At 30.8% G+C, this 21666-nt stretch carries 20 protein-coding genes; all 20 read right to left on the reverse strand.

The features are described 5' to 3' along the window. Positions 1-870: 870 nt before the first annotated feature. Positions 871-1689: a MerR family transcriptional regulator gene (locus KEC93_RS13625; RefSeq protein ID WP_077829500.1), complete on the reverse strand. Its 819-nt coding sequence runs from the start codon at positions 1687-1689 to the stop codon at positions 871-873. Between the two features lie 121 nt (positions 1690-1810). Beyond that, positions 1811-2287 carry a hypothetical protein gene (locus KEC93_RS13630; RefSeq protein WP_236897929.1) on the reverse strand — a complete coding sequence of 159 codons (477 nt, stop codon included), beginning with the start codon at positions 2285-2287 and terminating at the stop codon, positions 1811-1813. Between the two features lie 253 nt (positions 2288-2540). After that, positions 2541-3056, reverse strand: a complete 516-nt coding sequence (locus KEC93_RS13635; protein WP_077829499.1) for a GNAT family N-acetyltransferase — start codon at positions 3054-3056, stop codon at positions 2541-2543. Positions 3057-3250: 194 nt separating this feature from the next. After that, positions 3251-3598: a TIGR04076 family protein gene (locus KEC93_RS13640; protein WP_012058897.1), complete on the reverse strand. Its 348-nt coding sequence runs from the start codon at positions 3596-3598 to the stop codon at positions 3251-3253. Positions 3599-3709: 111 nt separating this feature from the next. Next, positions 3710-4402, reverse strand: coding sequence for a GNAT family N-acetyltransferase (locus tag KEC93_RS13645; protein ID WP_077829498.1), 693 nt, complete (start codon positions 4400-4402; stop codon positions 3710-3712). After that, positions 4399-5331 carry a homocysteine S-methyltransferase family protein gene (locus tag KEC93_RS13650; RefSeq protein WP_077869399.1) on the reverse strand — a complete coding sequence of 311 codons (933 nt, stop codon included), beginning with the start codon at positions 5329-5331 and terminating at the stop codon, positions 4399-4401. The genes KEC93_RS13645 and KEC93_RS13650 overlap by 4 nt, the downstream gene beginning before the upstream one ends. Positions 5332-5488: 157 nt before the next feature. Beyond that, a complete protein-coding gene (locus tag KEC93_RS13655) occupies positions 5489-5752 on the reverse strand; it encodes a hypothetical protein (RefSeq protein WP_023976378.1) in 264 nt (87 codons plus the stop codon). A 13-nt stretch (positions 5753-5765) separates the two neighbouring features. Then, on the reverse strand, positions 5766-5999 hold the full coding sequence (locus tag KEC93_RS13660) for a hypothetical protein (protein WP_077869400.1): 234 nt from the start codon (positions 5997-5999) through the stop codon (positions 5766-5768). Between the two features lie 173 nt (positions 6000-6172). Then, positions 6173-6649, reverse strand: a complete 477-nt coding sequence (locus tag KEC93_RS13665; RefSeq protein ID WP_077869401.1) for a hypothetical protein — start codon at positions 6647-6649, stop codon at positions 6173-6175. 78 nt (positions 6650-6727) lie between these two features. Then, the gene (locus KEC93_RS13670) at positions 6728-7120 is read right to left on the reverse strand and encodes a cytidine deaminase family protein (RefSeq protein WP_077869402.1); all 393 of its coding nucleotides are present in this window, start codon (positions 7118-7120) and stop codon (positions 6728-6730) included. 155 nt (positions 7121-7275) lie between these two features. Beyond that, the gene (locus KEC93_RS13680) at positions 7276-7770 is read right to left on the reverse strand and encodes a kinase (protein WP_077869403.1); all 495 of its coding nucleotides are present in this window, start codon (positions 7768-7770) and stop codon (positions 7276-7278) included. A 258-nt stretch (positions 7771-8028) separates the two neighbouring features. Then, positions 8029-9192, reverse strand: a complete 1164-nt coding sequence (locus tag KEC93_RS13685) for a hypothetical protein (protein ID WP_077869404.1) — start codon at positions 9190-9192, stop codon at positions 8029-8031. Beyond that, on the reverse strand, positions 9179-9670 hold the full coding sequence (locus KEC93_RS13690) for an RNA polymerase sigma factor (RefSeq protein WP_017210572.1): 492 nt from the start codon (positions 9668-9670) through the stop codon (positions 9179-9181). The genes KEC93_RS13685 and KEC93_RS13690 overlap by 14 nt, the downstream gene beginning before the upstream one ends. A 695-nt stretch (positions 9671-10365) precedes the next feature. Continuing rightward, entirely contained in the window at positions 10366-11532 is a 1167-nt protein-coding gene (locus tag KEC93_RS13695) for a stalk domain-containing protein (RefSeq protein ID WP_077869405.1), read from the reverse strand. A gap of 472 nt (positions 11533-12004) precedes the next feature. Then, positions 12005-13261 (reverse strand): efflux RND transporter periplasmic adaptor subunit, encoded by a 1257-nt coding sequence (locus tag KEC93_RS13700; protein ID WP_077869406.1) that lies wholly within the window; start codon positions 13259-13261, stop codon positions 12005-12007. Then, positions 13251-16424 carry an efflux RND transporter permease subunit gene (locus KEC93_RS13705; RefSeq protein WP_077869407.1) on the reverse strand — a complete coding sequence of 1058 codons (3174 nt, stop codon included), beginning with the start codon at positions 16422-16424 and terminating at the stop codon, positions 13251-13253. Before KEC93_RS13705 ends, KEC93_RS13700 begins: the two co-directional genes overlap by 11 nt. 742 nt (positions 16425-17166) lie before the next feature. Further along, complete coding sequence (locus KEC93_RS13710; protein ID WP_077869408.1) at positions 17167-17766, reverse strand: RDD family protein; 600 nt, start codon at positions 17764-17766, stop codon at positions 17167-17169. Between the two features lie 12 nt (positions 17767-17778). Further along, positions 17779-18960, reverse strand: coding sequence for a MalY/PatB family protein (locus tag KEC93_RS13715; protein ID WP_077869409.1), 1182 nt, complete (start codon positions 18958-18960; stop codon positions 17779-17781). Continuing rightward, the gene (locus KEC93_RS13720) at positions 18961-20049 is read right to left on the reverse strand and encodes a M24 family metallopeptidase (protein WP_077869410.1); all 1089 of its coding nucleotides are present in this window, start codon (positions 20047-20049) and stop codon (positions 18961-18963) included. 289 nt (positions 20050-20338) lie between these two features. Beyond that, the gene (locus tag KEC93_RS13725; protein ID WP_077869411.1) at positions 20339-21658 is read right to left on the reverse strand and encodes a PTS sugar transporter subunit IIC; all 1320 of its coding nucleotides are present in this window, start codon (positions 21656-21658) and stop codon (positions 20339-20341) included. Between the last annotated feature and the right edge of the window lie 8 nt (positions 21659-21666).

Below are 21666 nucleotides of genomic sequence, written 5' to 3' on the forward strand. Positions count from 1 at the left end.
AATGTATCATATAAATTCTAATTTATTATCCTTATTTCAATTGCTTAAATCACTATTTAATACTCTATGAATATTATGTTTGTTTATAAGTAAATTATAGCATGTTTTGTAAATGTTATACTATTATGTTTTCTAGTAGTACATTTTTTATTTACTGCATCAAATATTAATTAGATCATTTATATTTATCGCTAAATACACCAAAAATAAATATTTAATCCTCTAAATTTTTAGATTATATTATTTCTCAAAAGCTTTTCAACATCTCTGAGCCCCGATGTTTCCTATAAATTGTTAACTTTTTTTATTCTTAACTTCGTTCATTTTTAAATTGTAAAAAAGTTTTATTTGAAACTATGTTCCTTTAAAAGAATGTTTAATGGAAGCTTTAAAAATTTCTTTATTTTTAACAAGGTTTAAATTATGATATACCATATAATTAAATCCCGGTCGTATTATATTTTTAAAGCTTAAATATAATAATATGCTAAGAAACAATATTCCAATTTCAATTAAGTTTCCGTCAGATACTAAGTATGCTATACACAGCAAAGGAATAAATATTATTATATAAGCAACTATATGTATCGCTTTCCATACAGATCTTCTTTCATCTCGAAACTTAATGCTTACTAATCTATCTATATAGATTGTGCTTAGAATGGTAAATATAAAAATTATTATAAGATCATGTTATACCTCCATAACAAGAAAATATCACACTATTCATATATTGTTTTGAATAATGTGATATTAAAAACATATATCAACTTTTTAAGTTTTTGCACTAATATACTACATTTTACTATAATTGTTTATTGATTACAAATATGTTTATTTTTTTATATAGAATAACATTCAAAGTAGATTCTATTTACTAATTGGAAAGCAAACCTCAGTAACAAATTCTTCTGGACTTTTAACGCTTTGAGGTCCATTCAAATAGATATCGAAGGGTGCTCCATTATATTTATAGCCATTATCTTCAATCCATTTTACAACTTTAGCATAAGCTTCTCCAAGCCTTGAATAAGGCCCAATAAAAGTTGTGGATGCAACCAGGCCTCCTGCAAGTTCTTTTATATTTTCATTTTTCTCTGTATTCACCCTGCTATTTACGGGAACACAAACTTCACAATCTGCATTTTCCACATCAAATTCCTGCTTATCATGATAAATTGTCATTACTGGCCCCGATGGCTTAAGATTCATCCTGAAGATGTCCTCAAATACCTTTCCTATAACACTACTTATATTGCTCATACTTGTTATTGTTCTCCTGCTGATAACAATTAACGACTTTCTGTCCTTCAATTCAACTTTTAAATCCTTCTTAGCTTCCATAATATTACCTCCTAACTCAATCTTCTTAATTTTTTGTTCAATAGAATTCTTAAGTTTCAAGCTGTTTTGAACTTCCTTATTAATCTCAGCAATTTTGTCCTGTAAAAACTTTTTAAGCAAGTCAGCATCTTCCTTATCCATAATGGCTTTAATTTCTTCTAACTTCAATCCATATTCTTTTAATTCAGATATAGAAAGAAGTTTTAAAACCTGTTCATATGCATAATATCTGTACTGAGTATCTCTGTCCACATACATAGGTTTTAACAGATTAATCTCATCATAATAACGAAGTGTCTTAGTTGAAACTCTCCCAATTTTAGAAAACTGTCCAATTGTGTACACAATTAATTCTCCTTCCTATCGACAATCATAGTATAAACCTTCCTGTTAAGGTTAAAGTCAAGAGGTAATTTTATTATTTATATTTTAATTTTATCTTACGAAAAAATATTGTCTTAATTCTTTATTTAATTCTACTAAGTTCATCTAAAAATGCTGGTTTCTTTCTATATAAAGCTATTAATTCATTAACTATTGGGATTTGACTTTGCTTTCCTGCAATCTTTTTATATTTTTTAATTATTCTGCATACATTTTTATAATGACTTCTATTTGTAGCACGACTTGCTTCAAACATTATGTATTTTTTATAAATTTCTATAACTTCATCTTTAAACTTACCAATTAAAATTTCTGCATAACTATCTCTACTTGTAGGATTCTCTATTACATATTCAATTAGTTCATCCAAATCATTTTCTTCTAATATTATCTGAAGAAAAATACTCTTAGCTTGATAACCATTATAATTTTTAAGTTCTTGTTTTAAATCATTATAGAAACCTGTTTCATTTTCTGTGATTTCTTTTAATTCTTTATAATATTCAAAAATGCCTTGAAGTAAAAGTTCTTTAGCTAAGTCTCTTTGTTCATACCTCATAGAAAATTCTTTGTATGCCGTATATCTTATTTTTTCCCATTTTAAAATTAATCCGGCAAATCTAATCTTTTCGCTATTTCTTCTATATGAACATTTTAAGTTTCACAACAACCTCCATAAGTTTTAGAAATAAAATACTTATGAATGCATTATGTCACTAATAGAGCTATAATAATTCTAATCCTTTTAAGAAAATCTATTAATAACATAATAATAGTCTAGCTTTGCCTGCTTAGAGAAATTGAAACTTGTGTTATCTTAATAAGTCTATTTCAAATCCATATTCATGAAATGTAAGGTTTGCATCGATTATTTCTTCATAGATTCCATCTACTTGCATAAATCCGTTTTTTAGGTATAAATTTATGGCTGGTTTATTTATATTGACAACAAAAAGTCTTAAATATTTAACGTTCATATGCTTAGTTAGTGTAATGGCATGCTTAAGCATTATACTGCCAATTCCTTGTCTTGAATAATCAACATTAACTCCAAAACGTTCAATATATAATGCTTTAGAGTTTGGATTCCCCCATTTTACACAACTTTCTCCAGCATTTGATTCACATAATGCAAAGGAGCCAACTATATTATTATCTTTCTCAATTAGCAAATAAAGGCGATTATTTTCAATATCCTTGCTGAAAAACTCACACGGATATATTTCGTCCCAAATTGGTATGTTGTTTCTGTCCATATCATCAATTATGTTTCCATACACAGCTTTGAGTTTTGGTAAATCATTTAAATTAGCCAATCTTAAATTCATATCAATTCACCTCCAAATGACTATTTATAATGTTCAATATTAAATGTTTACAAAATCAGTATTCAACGGTACATTTTCCATTCTGTCACCCTATATATAGAACAAATTTCAAATTTTAACTCCTGTTTTCCAGATTACCAAACTGAAATTTATATATTTGGACTATTTTTAAACTTAACACAATATAAATTTAGCTAATCGAAAAACTTCCCTTTATAAAAATTCTCATTTTCAAGTTTCTTAGCCGTCATTCTAAATATAACGCAGCCATCTGGGCATACAACATCTTTGCTATACTTGCTATCTCCACCAATATTCTCTAAATCTCCACCACTTCTGACGGCCTCCATGATTGGGAACATAATCATCATTACTTTTGAACAGATACCTTGTCCATCCTTATTTATAGGACAACCATAGGTGCAAGTATACTTATCACCAACTTCCTCGCCATTTCGGCAATACCTTTCTGTGTGGTCACTTCGAAGAAATCCTGTCACCTCAATTTCCCATTCGTACTCTTCATCATACCATTTTTTCATAATTACCCTCCAAATATAACTTATATGTTTATTATTATTTAACACTTATTTGCCATTTTTGAATCAGAAGATATTAGACGCCCTCTTCATTTACGTGCATAATTAAACTTACTAAAACAACCAATACAATTTATCTTTTGATATTTTAAATCCAAGTTTCTTTTGTAAAGCTATTGATTTTTTATTTTCTACTTCAACTTGTGAAAATGGTACTAAACCATTCTCAAGTGTTTTGTTTACCATATAACTTTCAAGTATTGTTCCATATCCTAAACGTCTGTATTCAGGAAATATCTCTAATAGTCCTATGCTCCCTTCTAAATGATTTCCTATAAATCCTATGAGCACGTTGTTCTTATATCCTCCAAATATATTCCTACCTTTTAACAGTTTTTCAATTTCATTATTAGATAATTTATTATAATGTCTTAAGATAATTTCTATTTGATTCTGTTTTAATTCTCTTAGTTCTAGCTCTGATTTTATATCGATCTTTGCTTTATCAATATATACTGCTTGAAAACATTCAAGTTCTTCGTTTAACCCAAACTTACTTAATATATAATTGGTTATAAATTTTTGATGTACAACGATTAAATTGCAATTGGATATTCCATTTATTAGTTCTTGTCCTTTTTCAAAATTGTCTACAGATATCATATATGCATTACTTTTTTGCTCTTTTATCAGTACCCCATCTATTTCAGCATACAAAATTTCTGCCGTATCTCTACGTATCGGCTCAATCATTCCCATATGTAACAATGGATTTTTTATTAAATATTTAATTGCAGCAGATTTCATACTTCTTTACCCTTTAACCTTTTCGCTATTTCTTCTATATGAGTATTATCAGTTCCACAACAACCTCCTAAAATTTTAGGAACAAAATATTTATATAACACCATCATATCATCAGCAAGACTAACACCATCAGAAAATTTCAAATCAGAAGAATTATCTAATTCTTCTGGGGATAATGGCGAAGTGTTTGCTTGTATTCCATGAAATCTTTCTTTAACTAATTTTGTTTTATTGAAAGAATAAGATAAAGATTTTTTTAATATTACTGGATGAACACAGTTTACCATATAGCAAATCGGCTTTTTAATTGTAGCATTATCCATATGTAAAATTGCATCATTAATGGTAGTTCCATCTATTAGTCGCCCATCATCCCTAATCATAAAACTAATTATATATGGCAATTCCGTACTTTCCATAGCCTTTGCCATTCCAGTAGCTTCAGACAACGCAGGCATAATACCAGCAAATAGAAAATCTACTCCCGATTCTTTAAATAAATTTGCCTGCCATGAATGGAATTCCTGTGCGTCATCTATTGATAAGACATCACTAGCTTTATATGCATCTCCTTTACATCCCATTAAACCGCCTACAAACATATCTATTTTTGCATTACTCCTTATTTTTTGTAGGAATCTCACATTATCTTCTATTATTTTTTCAGTAAATTCAGATTCTAAGACACGATTTTTATTGGCTCTTCTTGTAGGTGTTGTTACAATAAAGGGAAATTCATATTTTTCAGCAGTTTTCAGATATTCTGTATAAATACTACACATGGCTTGTCTTGAATCAGAATCATAAACTAAACCAGCCATCCCAACCTTATCATCAAATATAATATTAAATTCTCTTTTTAATCTTTCTCCTAAAGCTCCCTCCATTAAAATAGATGAAGATTTATCAAAGCAAGTTTGAAAGTCCATATATACTCCTCTTTACATTTACTCTTTTTAAAATTTTTCACGCTATTGACTAGATATTTAACTTACAGCCACTCATTAAATTTCATATATAACAATAGAATATTTTATATTAAGTCTACTACTGATTATATTTATTATATAAACACTGCTTATACGCTTATTTTGATGCTAATGAAAAAATAATACCATATAAAACACATCCTAAAGGAAATAATATAAATATGCTTCCTAAAATTATTGAACCTATATTAAATGAAAAATTTACTGTACTGTCTTTTGTTTTCATCTGTTTCAAGTATATTTTATTCATCGCTATGCCTGTGCCACCGATAATTATCAAACCTGTTCCTATAAAACAGATAAGAGCAATGATAATTCCAATTATAGCTGCAAAGAATGGAAAGAAAATTATAAATCCCATTATATCACCTCTCCTATAATTTATTTAAAATGAATACTCCTGCAATCAAATAACACAATGTTATCAAAATGCCAACCCACATGTGTATAGCAGAAAGTAACCAATAACTAACTTTTACTTTTTTATCTGATGTATCAAAGCGTTTACTCATCTTCATCCCTTTATATCCTCTAATTATTGCAATAACAGCAAAAAATAAAGTGGCTATAAATGCTAAAATGATGATTACATTTCCTAATTTTATCATTCTTTTCCCCCTTTTATCTAAATAGTATTCTTATTTTTTCAAGCTTAAAGTAATGCTTATACTCTTCATAAAATTATTCTATCCCAAGTAATTCAGAACTTTTATGATCTAATAATGTATCATCTATATCAAAGAAAATCATCTCTTACCTCCATTTGTCAAAAACTATTATATTACATCGTCTCATGTTCCATCCAATTCTCACTATGATTACTACATTCTGCGCAACTTAGCGAAATGCATATCCATTCAAAACCATTAACCCAATCTTCTTCTGAAAAAGAATCATCGTTACTGACACATTCGTCGATAAAATCCTGTTTTCCTTGCGAATAAATTTCCATTGATATTACGAAAGCATCTTCTTTACATTTTTCACAAATTACTTTCTTAAATAATTGGATTCTATCTAAAGAATCATACTTACATACAAAACCGTTCCATCCATGCTTTCCGGCATCAAAAATACTAATTTCTTTATTACATTTTTGGCATGTTGCCTTTACAATCATTTTGTTGTTACTTTGATAAACATTAAAGTTCTCAGTACCACAAGAACATTTTAATTTCCCTTTTACTTTATATTCGCTGTTATTGGAATCAGCTAATTGAAAAGACTCTTTAATATGACTAGGAATAGGATAGTTCATTTTATTCTTTCTCCTCTACAAATTACTATTTATAATATTCAGCATTAAATTAGAATCTATAATTCAAATATCATAAAACTATTTATATCTTGGATATTCTGGCAGTAAGTCAATTAGCTTTACTGACCTTCCTTGATTATCAAGTAATATTTCAATGTTATCTGAATCTTTTCCAAGATGCATCATAAATTCTCTGCATGCGCCACAAGAAGGTATAACTTTACCATCCTTATAAACAGAAACGACTTTATCTACTTCGTTTTCTCCATGTGTGAGCATTGTTGATAAAGCATTTCTCTCTGCGCACATTCCTAATGAACTATTTGTATCAATACAAATTCCTGTATAAATATTTCCTTTTTTTGTTAGCACAGCTGAAGCAACGCTTCCAACCCACATAGTACTTGAAATTTCATGTGGACTTATTACATTCATAGCTTCTTTATAAAGCTTTTTCCATATTTGTTCCATATTGCTCTCCTTAATCTTTAATTTAGTATTTATAATAATACCCTTCAATATCTCTCGTATTCTGCTGTTCCGATGGAACTTTATTCTTTTCTCTTTTCATAAACTCAGGAAAATCTTCCATTCTTCAATCACTCCTATAAATTTTAATTTCTACTTTACTTTATAACGTCTCGATAGATTATATTAACTATTTCATTTAAGCTTAATTCTTTATGTAAGCACACTTCTGAAATAGCATCCGATAAATCTTTTTCGTTCCACCATTCTCTCATTTCTTTCTCTCCAAATTCATGTGAATTGGACTTTTGCTTATGACGATTTAAAGTTTCCTCAAATGGTATATCAAAATAATATGCAAAGATTTGATTATTAAATTCATCTGATAAATCTTGAAATAATTTTTTATACCACTTTGAATTTAAAATTCCTTCTAAAATTACTATATTACAATGACTCTTTCCATATAGTACAAGTTCAAATATTAATTCACCTACTTTTTGATTGGATCCATCTTTTGCAAATAGGATGTCCCTTCTAACAACATCTTGCGAAATTAGCATTGTGTTTTGTCCGAATTTTTTCTGCAAAGCTTTTCCTGTAGTAGTCTTACCACTTCCAGAATTGCCTCTTAGAATTATTAACTTCGCCACTCTTTACCACTCCATTCCCCAGTGTCTTTCCGTTTTAAGTTAATCAAAATAGCGACCATATGTAACTAATTATAGCATATTATGTAAATGGAATACTAATTAAATATTAACGACAATCAGTTCTAATTTATTTTTTTATAAAAATAACAACACTAAATATCTAAAAAAATTAGTGTTGTCCATTACAAAGCAAATTAAAACCATGAAGTATCATTATAAGATACCTCATGGTTTCATAATCTTTAAAAAATAGTGTTGTTAAACTATCATATCTAACATTGTCTTTTCATTAATACCATCTTCAGTTGAAATTGAATATGATATATCATCCTCTTTCCATGTTGCTAAGTTATACTCTTCATTTTTGTTTCCTTGAAGAGTTACGTCTATCCCATTTACTTTTACTGTAGTCTTGACTTGGTAGGTATTATAATCTCCACTTATATTATCAGTGCTTTTACCTGCTCTGAAAACCATATTGCTATTACCATTGTTATAATCTACTTGTATCAGTTCATTTGATATAACACTTACACTTTCTACTTTAAATCCAGTAGGCAATGTTTTTAATTGACTCACTTTCAAATTCAATGCTTTTTCCGCTTCATCTAATGTCTTATATTCTTGACTATAACCTACATTTTTGTCCATTACAACCGATGTACTAGAGACACTATCATCTGTATTATCTTCTGATATTTTATTTTCTTTTACATCTTCTGGAGCTGTTTTTTGATCTACGCTTGTTGGATTTCTTTCTTCTTTATTATTAATATCATCGTTATGATTTGTTTTTGAAGAAGTATTTGAATTTTCTATAGCCTTATTATCAGTAGCTTTATTATCATTATTTTTATTCTCGGGTGTCTGCCTCTTCTTTTCCTCTGATCCTGAGTTAGATTGTGAGCTATCTTTTCTTTCCTGTCCAGCTTTTGAGACATTATTGGTATTTTTGTTCACATGATTACTGCCATTATTATAGTTATTATCATTTTTATTATTATTTCTATTATTTTGATTTACAGCTATCTCTTCTTTATGATCATTATCAGATGCTTCTTTACTATCATTATTATAGATCAATTCACTATCATCACTAGATTTTAAGTCATTATTCTTATCCTCATGATTTTCTTCCACTTCAGTCTGTTCTAAATCATTAGACGAATGTTTGAAGAGCATAGGATAACTTTTAGCTACACTTAAACATATAAGTATTGCACCACAGGCTGCCGCCATTTGCATATTTCTTTTAACATTATATTTCTTTACTTTTGGCATAGTAGTTTCAACTTTTATTTCTTTTTCTTCATTGTTATCATTTTTATTTTCAGCCAAAACATTTTGGAGTATTCTTTTTTTTATATCATCATTCATCACTATTTTATTTAGTTCTTCTTTATATTTCTTACTCAAAATCATACTCCTCCTTCAGCTCTATTTTTAACATATTTCTTCCTCTGCTAAGTAATGATCTTACTGTAGCTTCTTTCTTATTTACTATATTTGATATTTCAACCGTAGTATAGCCTTCATAATAATATAAATGAATAATTTCTCTATATTTCAGTGGAAGTTTCATAACCTGATTTAAAACATTGTTATCTTTATATTCATCATAATAGGGCATATCAGTTAACTCTACATGCTTTTTAAACCATACTGATTTCAACTTATTTTTGCATATATTTCTGGTAACACAAATAAGCCAATGCTTTTTGTGATCGTCGCTTTCAAATATCTCTATATTTTTAAGCAATTGTACAAAAACATCTTGAACAGCATCTTCTGCATCGTATATATTTTTCATATATGAATATGCAAGCCTCAGCAGCATATCTCCATAATGATCTAAATCTTGTGAAATAATTTCATCCGTACGCAATGAAACATCTTTCATTAAAAAACTCATCCTTCCATCCAGTAGCACAACAATGTATTGTAGATATTCAACTTTAAAACTAAATTTATGTGGTAACTTACCGAAATCATAAATATTTTGTTCCGAAAAGCTATGAAAATATCGCCGAAGATTCTAAGGTGTAGATTTCACCATTTTAGCAACTAAATATCTTTATCTAATAAATACCATATGAAACGTTATAGTATTGCTTAAATCTATATTTCAAACTGTTTATCCATAGTCCCAAAATTAACTCTTCCTTATTATTCATGTCTCTACTTATGTTACTTGTTATTTAAATCTCTTTCTAATACAAGTTTTAATTAACTTAATTTATTAAATTGTAATTGTTGTAATAATATGTAATAAAAATTATTTGCTAGAATATATAATCAAAAACTTGGTTAATATGTATCTATATTTTTTTACAAAACCTGTTTTGTACCTCTAGATAGAAACCAGATACATATTTGCTATGGTGTTACTTGAAATTTATCTTAATAAATATCCTTAGATAGAGGTTGTCCTAGATATTGCATCTCTAAAACTTGTTTATGACATATGCATAAATAGATAAAACCTTCTTCTTCGAACATTCCAGTAAAAATTTCATCAATCCATATGAAGAAATATGTATTGAATTTCTATCATTTGAGGCACAAATTAGGTCTTTGTGTTGATTTTCTGTATAACTAAAAAGTACTTTTTATAATATTAATAATATCCTCTTGTTTCATACCATCATTTAGTGAGATAGAATATGACATATTATTTACGCTCCAAACGGCAACTTTAATAAGATTGTCATCTCCTTTTACTTTTACATTGATTCCGTTTATATTTACAGTATTATTGATTTTGTAGTTGTTATAATCACCACTTATATCATAAGTTCCTTGTCCCATTCTAAATATGATGTCATTTTGTTTGTTTACATAGCATATTTGAAATAAATCTCTTGATATAGTATTTATATATTTTATATTGTATTTACCTAATAATTCTTTTGGCACTGTAATCTTAAATTTTAATGCTTTTTGTGCTTCGTCTATAGTATCAAATCTCTCAATAGGACTTATTATATCATCTGCATCTTCAGGTTTATTTACTACAGTAGCAGCTGGTTTACCATCCCATTTTCCATTTTCATCTACTTTATATCCATCTGGGGTTACTGTGCCTGCAGCCATTTCTCCATTATTTAATAAATAGTACCAATTGCCATTAGTTTGAACCCATCCTCTTTGCATTATGCCATTATTATTCATGAAATACCACTTATTATTTATTAATTTCCATCCTACTGCTAACTCCCCATTAGCTGAATAAATCCATTGTCCATCTTTATCTCTTACAAAAAAGCTTCCTACTGTTTTTTGATTACTGAATAGAAAATTATAAAAATTAATTGGAACATACACCATATTATCCTCTATTATAGGTTCTGCACCTAATTCATGCATCATAGTTAATCCTATTGCTTTGCTGCTTGAGTAATAATAACTATCTTGTCCCACATAAACATTTGTCTTAATTGTACCATTATCTAAGCTTATAACTTTATTATCCTTATCTGGCTCAACTTTAAACCCAAGACTCTCTGCCGTAAATTTTAGCGGAACCATAATTTTTCCCTTATATATTGAAACTCCGTTTCTTCCAATTTCAATATTTTTTCCACATATTGCTACCTTGTTGATGTCAACATCCTTAGGTGCATAGTTTGATATTGGAACAGTATCATCAATAATATTCGCTGGATTAGATTTGTGTCTTGATATATCATCTGCTGCAAATGCTTGAGCTGACATCCCCACAATTGTTACTGCTGTTAATAAACCTATCATTAATTTTTTCATAATCTTATCTTCTCCTTCTAAGCTCCCACAATCTAATATTGTATTTATTTTTATGTGCTTGCATCTTAATTTTTCATTTTAGGCACTTGAAAGAAAATAACAAGTCCAAAATTGCCATGGTATATCATTCGCCAAGAAAGCGGATATCACTCATAGTGGACCGGACATATTAGTGTTATCTGCCTAAAAAGCATGATTGAATATAGACTGGCAGATGGACTAGTTATTTTTTTGATTGCCTTTATATTAGTAATACAATCCAACTTAGAGAAGTGTTGCAAAAAAATAAAAATTTTTATAAAAAATCTTGGAATCATAAAAAAACATAACTTATATTTAAAATATAATACAAAAAACTCTCAGTTTACAAACATAAGAAAAGAAATTCATAAGTTTATCCTTATTAATATATCAGCATCCTACATAACCTCTTTTCATTTTTATAACTATCTTTGATTAAATTCACATTTTCCTATTGTACTATATTTACCTTTTCTCCATCACTTAATAAATTTTGGCCTTCAGTAATGACATCTATGCCATCTTGCACTTTGCCTGTTACTTCTGTAAATTTTTCATTTGAAATTCCTGTTTCAACTGATATCTTTTTAACCACGCCATTATCAACTGCATAAAGATAATTTACACCATTCTCCATTTTGATTGTTTCATTTGGAACCATCAGGATGTTGTCCTTATTTTCAGCTGGTAATGATATTTTAGCAAACATACCTGCCTGTATATTGTTATTAGTATTATCAATTTTAACCTTCACAATGTAGAAATTATTTTTAGAACTTGTATTTGGGCTGATATTATCTATTACTCCAACTATTTTTGAATCTGGTAATGCATTTATAGTAACTGGTACAGATAGACCTACTTTAATTTTCTCAAGCATCTTATCAGGAACATTTATTTCTGCACTTAGACTATTATAATCTATAAGAGTAACTGATCCTGATTGCGCACTTGCAAGTTGTCCTACTTCTACAGCTTTTTCTGACACAACTCCATCTATTGGTGCAGTAACGGTAGCGTTACTTATTTGATTTTGCACGGCACTCACTCCTGCTTGTGCTTGTTCAAGCTGTGCTTCAGCAGCTTTTGTAGCTTGAGGCCCTGACTTGCTCTTTAATAGCTCTAAGCTATCTTGTGCATTTTTTAAGTCTATAGCTATTGCATCATATTGAGCTTTTGCGTCATCCAAATCCTTTTTAGCTACTGCTTGTGCTGAATACAAAGTTTGTGCTCTGTCATAACTGTCTTTTACACTATTATATTGGATTTGTAACTTTCCTACCAACTGTTCCGCTTGCAATAATTGCTGTGTAAACCCGGAGTCGCTTGTTCTTTCTAAGTTAGCACTAGCTGCACTCACTCCAGCCTCTGCCTGCTCAAGTTGTGCTGCATAATCTGTTGTATCCAAGGTAAATAATGTTTGACCTACACTAACTTTATATCCCACCTTTACATCCACAGTCGCAACTCTTCCTCCTGCTTTCGGCAAAACCATTACCTCTTTTGCTGGCTTTAGGTTACTTGCATATTCTACAATTGTAGAAATAGTTCCAGTTGTTATCTTTTGAGTTTTTACATTTTTAACATCCTGCATTACTTCTACAGGTTTCTTTTTGGCAAGGATAGAAATAATTATGGCCACAATAATCACTAAAACTATCCCTATTATTAAAAGCTTTTTATTTTTCTTTAAACCCTTAAACTTCATAGGTGCTGCCCCCCTCTAGGTTTTGATTTTTCTTCTTTTTAAAAGATACTACTCCTTTTAAATCATCCATTAATGTATAAATAATTGGTAATACAATTGGTGAAAGTATTGTTGATGCAACCATTCCTCCAATGATTACTATAGCCATACTCTTTTTCATTTCAGTTCCTTCACCCATGGATAAAGCAACTGGTAACATAGAAACAATCATGGTAGCACTTGTCATGATTATCGGTCTTAATCTAGTAGCACCAGATTCTATAAGAGCATCTCTTAAATTCATTCCTCTCTTCATAAGGGTATTAGTATAATCTATAAGTAATGTACCATTTTTAGATGCTAATCCTTCTAACATAATTAATCCAATTATTGACATTAAATTTAAAGTCTGTCCAGTTAGAGCCAGTAAACCAAAAGCTCCTATAATAGCACAAGGTAGTGCCATCATTCTTATAAATGGAGTTAAGAAGGACTCATAAAGCACTACTAAAATCATATAAACAAGAGCTAAGGATGCACATAAAGCAAGTCCAAGAGAAGAAAAACTTTCCGCCATCTGTTTTTGATTTCCTCCAAAGCTTATACTATATCCATCAGGAACCGAAAGAGCCTTTAGTTTAGCATTAATATCATCGGTAACTTCTCCAAGAACCCTTCCTTGAATATTAGCTTCAACAGTAACCATATCCTGTTTATCTTCTCTAGATATAGAAGGGGCACTATCTATTTTTTGAATAGAAGCAACTTGACTAAGTGGAATTTGCTGCCCTAAGGAATTTGTAATTTTCAAAGACTTAAGATCTTCAGCACTCTTTATTTGTCCGTTTTCAAATTTAAGTGTTATATCATTTTCCTCATTCTTTGATCTGTATACTCCAACATTGGTTCCTGCAAGAGCCATTCTAACAACACTTCCTATATTTGTAGTAGAAATATTGTACTGAGTAGCCGCAAGGTTATCTATATTCACCCTAAGTTCACTGCTTCTTGAACTTGTAGAATTACTTATATCAGTGATTCCTGGTACTGTATTTAGTAACTTTTCAACTTCATTGGATAAATCTCTTATAGTATCTGAATCATTTCCTTTTATTTTAATTGATACAGGCTTACCACTACCACCAGACGAAGATGACTCTGCTACATTTAAATCTACTCCAGACATATTTTTACCAAATCTGCGAATCTCACTTGCAAGTTCACTTTGACTTTTTTTACGTTCATCCTTAGGAACTAGGTTAATGAAAATCTGAGCAATGGATTTATCTGCAGTTGCTTCTCCATCATGTCCAATAAGCGAAAAATAATTTTTTACTTCTTTTGTTTCTTGCAAATATTTTTCTAGTTCAGAGACCTTTTCATCCGTTTGTTTTAAAGTTGATCCCGGTGCAAGCTTCACATTAATTTGAAGAGAACTCTGATCCGCCATAGGTATAAACTCTGACTTTATTGCCCCCATTGGAATAAGCATGACACTAAACACAACTCCTGCAACAACTATAGCTAAAACTTTTTTCCTATTATCTAAAGACCATATTAAAGCTTTTCTATAGGTTTCTACTAGTTTTTCAAAAGAGCCTTCTGTTTTAGCATTTATTCTACTGAATTTAGAACTTATTATTTTAATAAATTTAAAATTTATTTTACTTAAAAATTTAGATTTTTCTTTTTTTACTAACACCTCTTTAAGGCTTTCATTTTTTAATAGCCTTGAAGAAAGCATTGGTGTAATTGTAAAAGATACAATTAGAGAAAACATTGTAGCTGCAACTATTGTAAGTCCAAATTCTCTAAACATCTGCCCAACTAAACCTGACACAAGTGAAACAGGGGCAAATACGACAACATCGCATAAAGTTATAGCTATTGCTGCCATTCCTACTTCCTTACGTCCTTCAATGGCTGCAGCTATAGGATTTTTCCCCATATCCATATGCCGCTGTATATTTTCTATAACAACTATAGAATCATCCACCAGGGTACCTACAACAAGAGATAAGCCCATCAAAGACAGCATGTTTAAGGTAAAGTGCATCTGATACATCATAAAAAATGTAGCAACCAGCGATGTTGGAATTGCAATTAAAACTACTAGTGAAGAACGGAAACTACGGAAGAATAAATAAAGTACAAATGCAGTAGTTATGATACCTTCTGCAAGATTATGTTTTATTTGAGTAAGTGAAGAATTAATAAACGTAGTAGTATCCATTAAAATATTTACTTCCGTTCCTTTTGGAAGTGTCTTTTTTACATCTTCTAATTCCTTTTTTACAGAATCAGCAACGTCTACTACGTTTGAATCACTTTGCTTTCCTAGCATCATTGCTATAGTCTTATTACCACCAAATCTTGTTACTACGGTAGGATCTGGAACTTCTAAGTCAACTTTTGCAATATCACCAAGGCGAATTGTCACTCCATTACCTGTTGGTATTAATAGATTTCTAACTGCATCAACGCTACTAAACTGCCCAATAATTCTAACAGATTGATCCAAGCCTTCTTGTTTAATATCTCCAGCTGGTACATTAACGTTGGACGCCTGCAGTGTGCCCATTAAAGTATCAATGTTCACTCCATAATACTCCATAGTTGCTTTATCAATTTTTATCATCAATTGCTTCTTATCAGCACCTAGCAATGAAATACTTCCCACCCCAGGTACTTTTTCTAATCTTTGCTTTAAGATATCAGATTGATTATAAAGTTCCTCATAACTGGCATCCCCATTTATTGAAACTATCATCATAGGTATGGAACTCATATCCATTTTATATAAAATAGGCTTATCTGCGGCTTTAGGAAGTCTTGCAGAGGCAAGTTCAACTGCCTTTTGGACATCTAAATATGCGGTATTTATATTTGCACTCATTTTAAAGGTTATTGTAACAGTACCATAGCCTTCTCCAGAAGTTGAATTTAAAACATCAACACCGCTTATTCCAGAAACTGCATCTTCAATTGGTTTTACAATATCTTTCTTAATATCTTCTGCACTAGCACCATTATAAGTTGTCATTATTGATATAACAGGAATATTCATAGATGGCATTAAATCTGCCCCCATGCTTTTATAACCCATGATTCCAAGTCCAATAAATAAGATTACTGCCATCCACATGGCTGCTGGTCTTTTTACTGATATTTCAGTTATACTCATTTCTCTCCCCCTAACTCTATGTTCATAAAGTGAAACTTTTCATGTGGAGTTTTCTTGGTGCCCCTTTATGGTAAACTCCATCTGAATTTAGTTGAACTTATCCAGGAGCATGCAGCCGTTATCTCACACTTAAGCAGATAAGTGAAAGTCCAAATTTACAATTTGGTCACTTAGTTAACTCATTCATGAGTTAACCTCATCAAAAATTGATTTAGTGTGAATCACTTCCTAATCTGACGCAAGGAAGAGGATCTTCATATATTGGAGAGTATTACGGATGCTAGCTATAAGATAAATTTTTACTCATCATCTCGCTTATTCTCAGTATATCATTATCTAGCAAACTAAGGAATATTTCCCATATATTTAACATGAAAACAGTTATGTTCTAAATAATACTGATTCTTACATGTATGCTGCATGTACCCAAATTAGAATAGCTTTCTTCTTAAATATAAACATTTAATGTTGTATTTCATATTCCAATATTTTTAATAATTTTGATACTTAATATAAATTCTGTACATTTTACTGCTAAAAAAGAGAGCTTACTACACATAAACTCTCATAAATTTATTATATCCTCTGTATCTCCATTTTTAACCTAATATTTCTTTTCAAAGAAGATCTGCTGCCAAAAGTGCATCATATGATGTCTAGATAAGTTCAACTAAGATTCAGCTTGATATTTCCCCTCACCTGAATCAAGTTTCACTTGATAAAGATTAATAGCATAAACATACTAATCGTTTTCTGATACAACCGTTGTTCCAGAAATATAATCATGAATAGCCCTATGTGATAGCGTACTTAAAACCAAGATTCCGGACACAATTGTTAAAATTCTGGCTGCTATTCCAAGATAGTATTCAAAATAAAAACCGGTCACAAGAGTAAGTAGCTGTATTAAATAACTTGTTATAACAATTGCAGCTCCCTCTATCACCATGATCCCTACAATTTGTCTTATTAAAAGGGTTTTTAAATCTACTTCTGAATAATCCGTTTTTACGATTTTAATCTTAACAAAATGCTTTCCAATTGTCTGACCATGGTACTTTTTATAAGGGATATATACATAATAAATTAGAGCTACAATAAAACATAGGCCACCAGCTAAATATGCCCATCCGTTTGAATATCCCAGACTCGCAAACACATAGAGATTGCTAAACATATCTCCTTTCTTTGTCACCGCTCTATAAATTAAGACCGCAGGGAATCCTGAGATAATTCCTCCCAAACACCAATCTATGATGTAAGCCAGTAGCCGTTTTGATATGCTCACATTAGACGGCTTCCTATCCACCCATGATGTTACTTTTCTCCATGATTTATGCATAAAACATTCCTCCTATTTTGAATACAAATAATCCATGGCTTTTTTAAATCGCTTTACCCCATCTTCAACCTTTGAGCGACTACATCCTAAATTCATCCTCAAATATTTTGCACCATTCTTCCCATAGGTTTCGCCCTTCATAATAGCAACTCCACCCACATTTACTAGCGCATCCTGAATCTGTTCAGATGTGAATGGAACTCCCCTTCCATCTATCCATGCCAAATAAGTGGCATCTGGTTTTTTAAATTTGAAGTCTGGCAGCTCACTCTTAATAAAGTCCTCCACCAGCTTCATATTACCACGAATATAGTCATTTAACTCATCGATATAATCATCGCATTGCATATACCCTACCATTGTGGCATACATTCCAAATATACTTGCAGAATTCAAAAAATCTCTCTTCCTAGTATGATATAAAAAATCATTTCTCACCGTCTCATTTGGTATTATCACATATGAACCAATCAAACCAGGAGTATTAAATATTTTACTGGAAGAAGATGCTGTATATAACTCATCATAATCATAGATATGAGATAAAAGCGGTATTTGTTTCTTTTGTCCAATCTGTATATCCATATGTATCTCATCCGAAATTATCTTTGTATTATATTTTTTACACAATAATATCATGCGCTTCATATCATCTTTTGACCATATCATACCTGTTGGATTATGTGGAGAGCATAAAAGCAATATTCTGCAGTCCTGTACCTGTTTCTCAAACAAATCAAAATCAATTTCAAATACACCGTCTTTATGAATTAAATCATTTGATACCAATATGCGATCATTATCCTCTATAACTGTAAAAAACGAATCATACATAGGATTAAATGTCAAAATCTTATCTTTTGGAGAACTTAACAGCCTGATTAATAATGATACTGAATACATAACACTTGTACTATATAAGATCCAATCTTCTTCAATACATGTATTAAATCTTCTCTTATAATGTTCTGTTATAGAGGATTTGAAATCATGATGATTCCACCTGGTATATCCATATATCTGATGGCTGGCAACTTGAAGAATTTTTTCAGTAATTGGTTTTGGAATAATAAAATCGGTATCTGAAATTGAAAATGGTATTAAATCTTTCTTATGAAAGCGATCTTCAATATAATCCCATTGTGTAGAATAAGTTCCCAAGCGATTATGAACCTCATCAAAATTATATTTCATTTATTTCACCTCCAAAATTATATAATCCTTTGTAGTTTTATTTAGTGGAACACCTCTGCCATCAATGATAACCACATCATCTTCAATACGAACGCCCCCGATATTCGGTACATAGATTCCAGGCTCACAGGACATCATCATATGTTCCTTTAAAATGGTCTTACTTGTAGAATTCAAAATTGGCAATTCACAGCCATCACCGATTCCAAGTCCGTGACCCAGGCCATGATTGAAATACTGCCCATATCCATTTTTCGTAGTAACATCCCTGGCAGCCTTATCCACATCACTAGTAATAACTCCCGCATTAATAGCGTTCAATCCTACCAGCTGTGCTTTCAAAACTATATCGTAAATTTCTTTAATCTTAGGTTCAGGCTCTCCGATAAAGCACATGCGCGTCATATCTGACTGATAATTTTTATATTGAATCCCAAAATCAATCATAATTGGTTCATGAGCCTTGACTCTGCGTCCAGTTGGCCTGCCATGTGGAAAAGCAGTTCTCTCCCCAGTTGCTACAATTGTATCAAAAGACATTTGCTGCGCTCCTTGTGCAATTGAATAATATTGGACCAAAGCGCTTATTTCATACTCTGCCATTCCTACATGAATATTTGCGAGCACTTTTTTATAAATATCGTCTGTTATATCAACTGCCTCTTGCATGATATCTATTTCTTCCTGCTGTTTAACAATACGTAAATTGTCTATTTCTTCATCTAGCAGAATAATCGGAACACCAATCTTTTCAACATCTCTGTATTCTTTAACTAACATCTGAGAAGCTTCAACCCCTAAATTGTGGCAATGTTCTTTCTTCAATATATCTTGAGCTGCCGATAGATAATTACATCCCATTCCATGAGATGAGTGAAGAATGATTTCAAGATCATGTTCTTTTTCTTTAGCCTCAGTCAAATATCTCCCATCTAATATAAGGAACCCTTTATTTTTAGTGATTAAGACATTGCATCCGCTGCCTGTCATAGTCGATAACCATTTTTTCATAGTTTTGCTTTTAATAAGCAGAGCATCAATATTATTATCATTCATGAACTCATGTATTTTTTCTATCCTTTTAGCCATATTATCACCATCCTTAAAAATGAGGAGCTGTCACATTAAGAAATTTAACTACAATATGTTGTCTTAAGATTTAAAAATCTAATCCAATATATCGTGATTTTAGGCACATGAAAATAAATAACAAGTCTAAAGTTGCTGTGAATATTTTTCATCAGACAAGGAGATAAATTGGTCTCATAGCAGGCCTATTAGGGCAATTTGACGACGCAGTATTATGGAAAATAGGCTAGCAAATTGACTTGTTATTTTTTTGATTGTGCCTTATTCTTTGTGCTACAGCTCCTTCTTTTTAGAAGTCCAAATCGAGATCCTTTAAGATTTCTTCATCTTCTTTAGACATGTTATTCTTATCATTTTCCTTTTCCTTTTGTTGATAACGTTTTTCATATATCTTAAAAAATGGATACCATACAACAAGTGATAAGATTAATTGAATTCCATTAGCAACAATGGACATTGGATCCATATTAGTAAGATATCCCTCTAAGAAAACACCCACATAAGGAGGTGTAAAGAATGAACAGCTTAACATTCCAAATTTCATCATCCAACCAGGGATAGTCCCTATAATTCCACCGCAAATAACGTATGGAATAAAAAATATAGGATTTAATACAATTGGAGCACCAAATAATATTGGTTCGTTTATTCCAAATAACGCAGGAATTAATGCAACACGTCCTATCTGCTTTAAGGCCTTTGATTTAGATAATAAGCACCAGAATACTAGACCAAATGTTATACCTGTTCCTGTAAAGTTACCAAATGCAGACTCTGGACCTGGGGCGAAGAAATGGGTCATGGCTAATCCAGCTTTATAGTTAGCTATATTTTCTGCTAAGAATTGAGTAGAAATTGGAGTTGTAATTGGGCTCAATACAGAAGGATGAATTCCAAAGAAGAATAATAAACATTGCAACATCTTTAAGAATGTATAAGACAACGGATTGTCCATAGACCCTACTAATGGTGCAAATATGCTTGTAAAAATCAATGGCGGCATAATATTAAACACATTCACACACACAATACGTATAATTAAGAAGAAACCAATAATAATAATTGATATTGGAATCATTTCAAAAGATCTTGAAACAAAATCTGGTACTGAATCAGGCATTTTAATTGTGAATTTCTTCTTTTTACACCAGCGATATAATTCCACTGCAATAATTGCTGCAAACATTGCTGCAAACAGACCTTTTGGTCCTAAATATTTAGTTATAATTCCACCATCTTTTGTATAATCAACAGTCATCATAAGGAAAGAAATAACCGCCATACTAATACACCCTGGTACATCCAGCTTGTAGGAATTGGCAAGATGATAGGCCATAAAAGCTGTAGCGTATAAGGCCATCAGTGCCATACCTACGTTGTAAGGAATATAAATAATATCAATATTAGCTAATATCCATTGAGATATTGGATTATTCTCACCAATCATATTAGGGATGGCTTCTGGAATCAAACAAAAACTACCAATAATTAACAAAGGCATTAAAGCTACCATGGCTTTTTTAATGGCACTTAAATGAATTTCTTTATCCATCTTGTTAGCAAGTGGCGCTAAGTACTTGCTCATAAAAGCTTCAAACTTGTTAAACATTATTCAAC

It is taken from the genome of Clostridium beijerinckii, from assembly GCF_018223745.1.
Lineage (GTDB): Bacteria > Bacillota > Clostridia > Clostridiales > Clostridiaceae > Clostridium > Clostridium beijerinckii.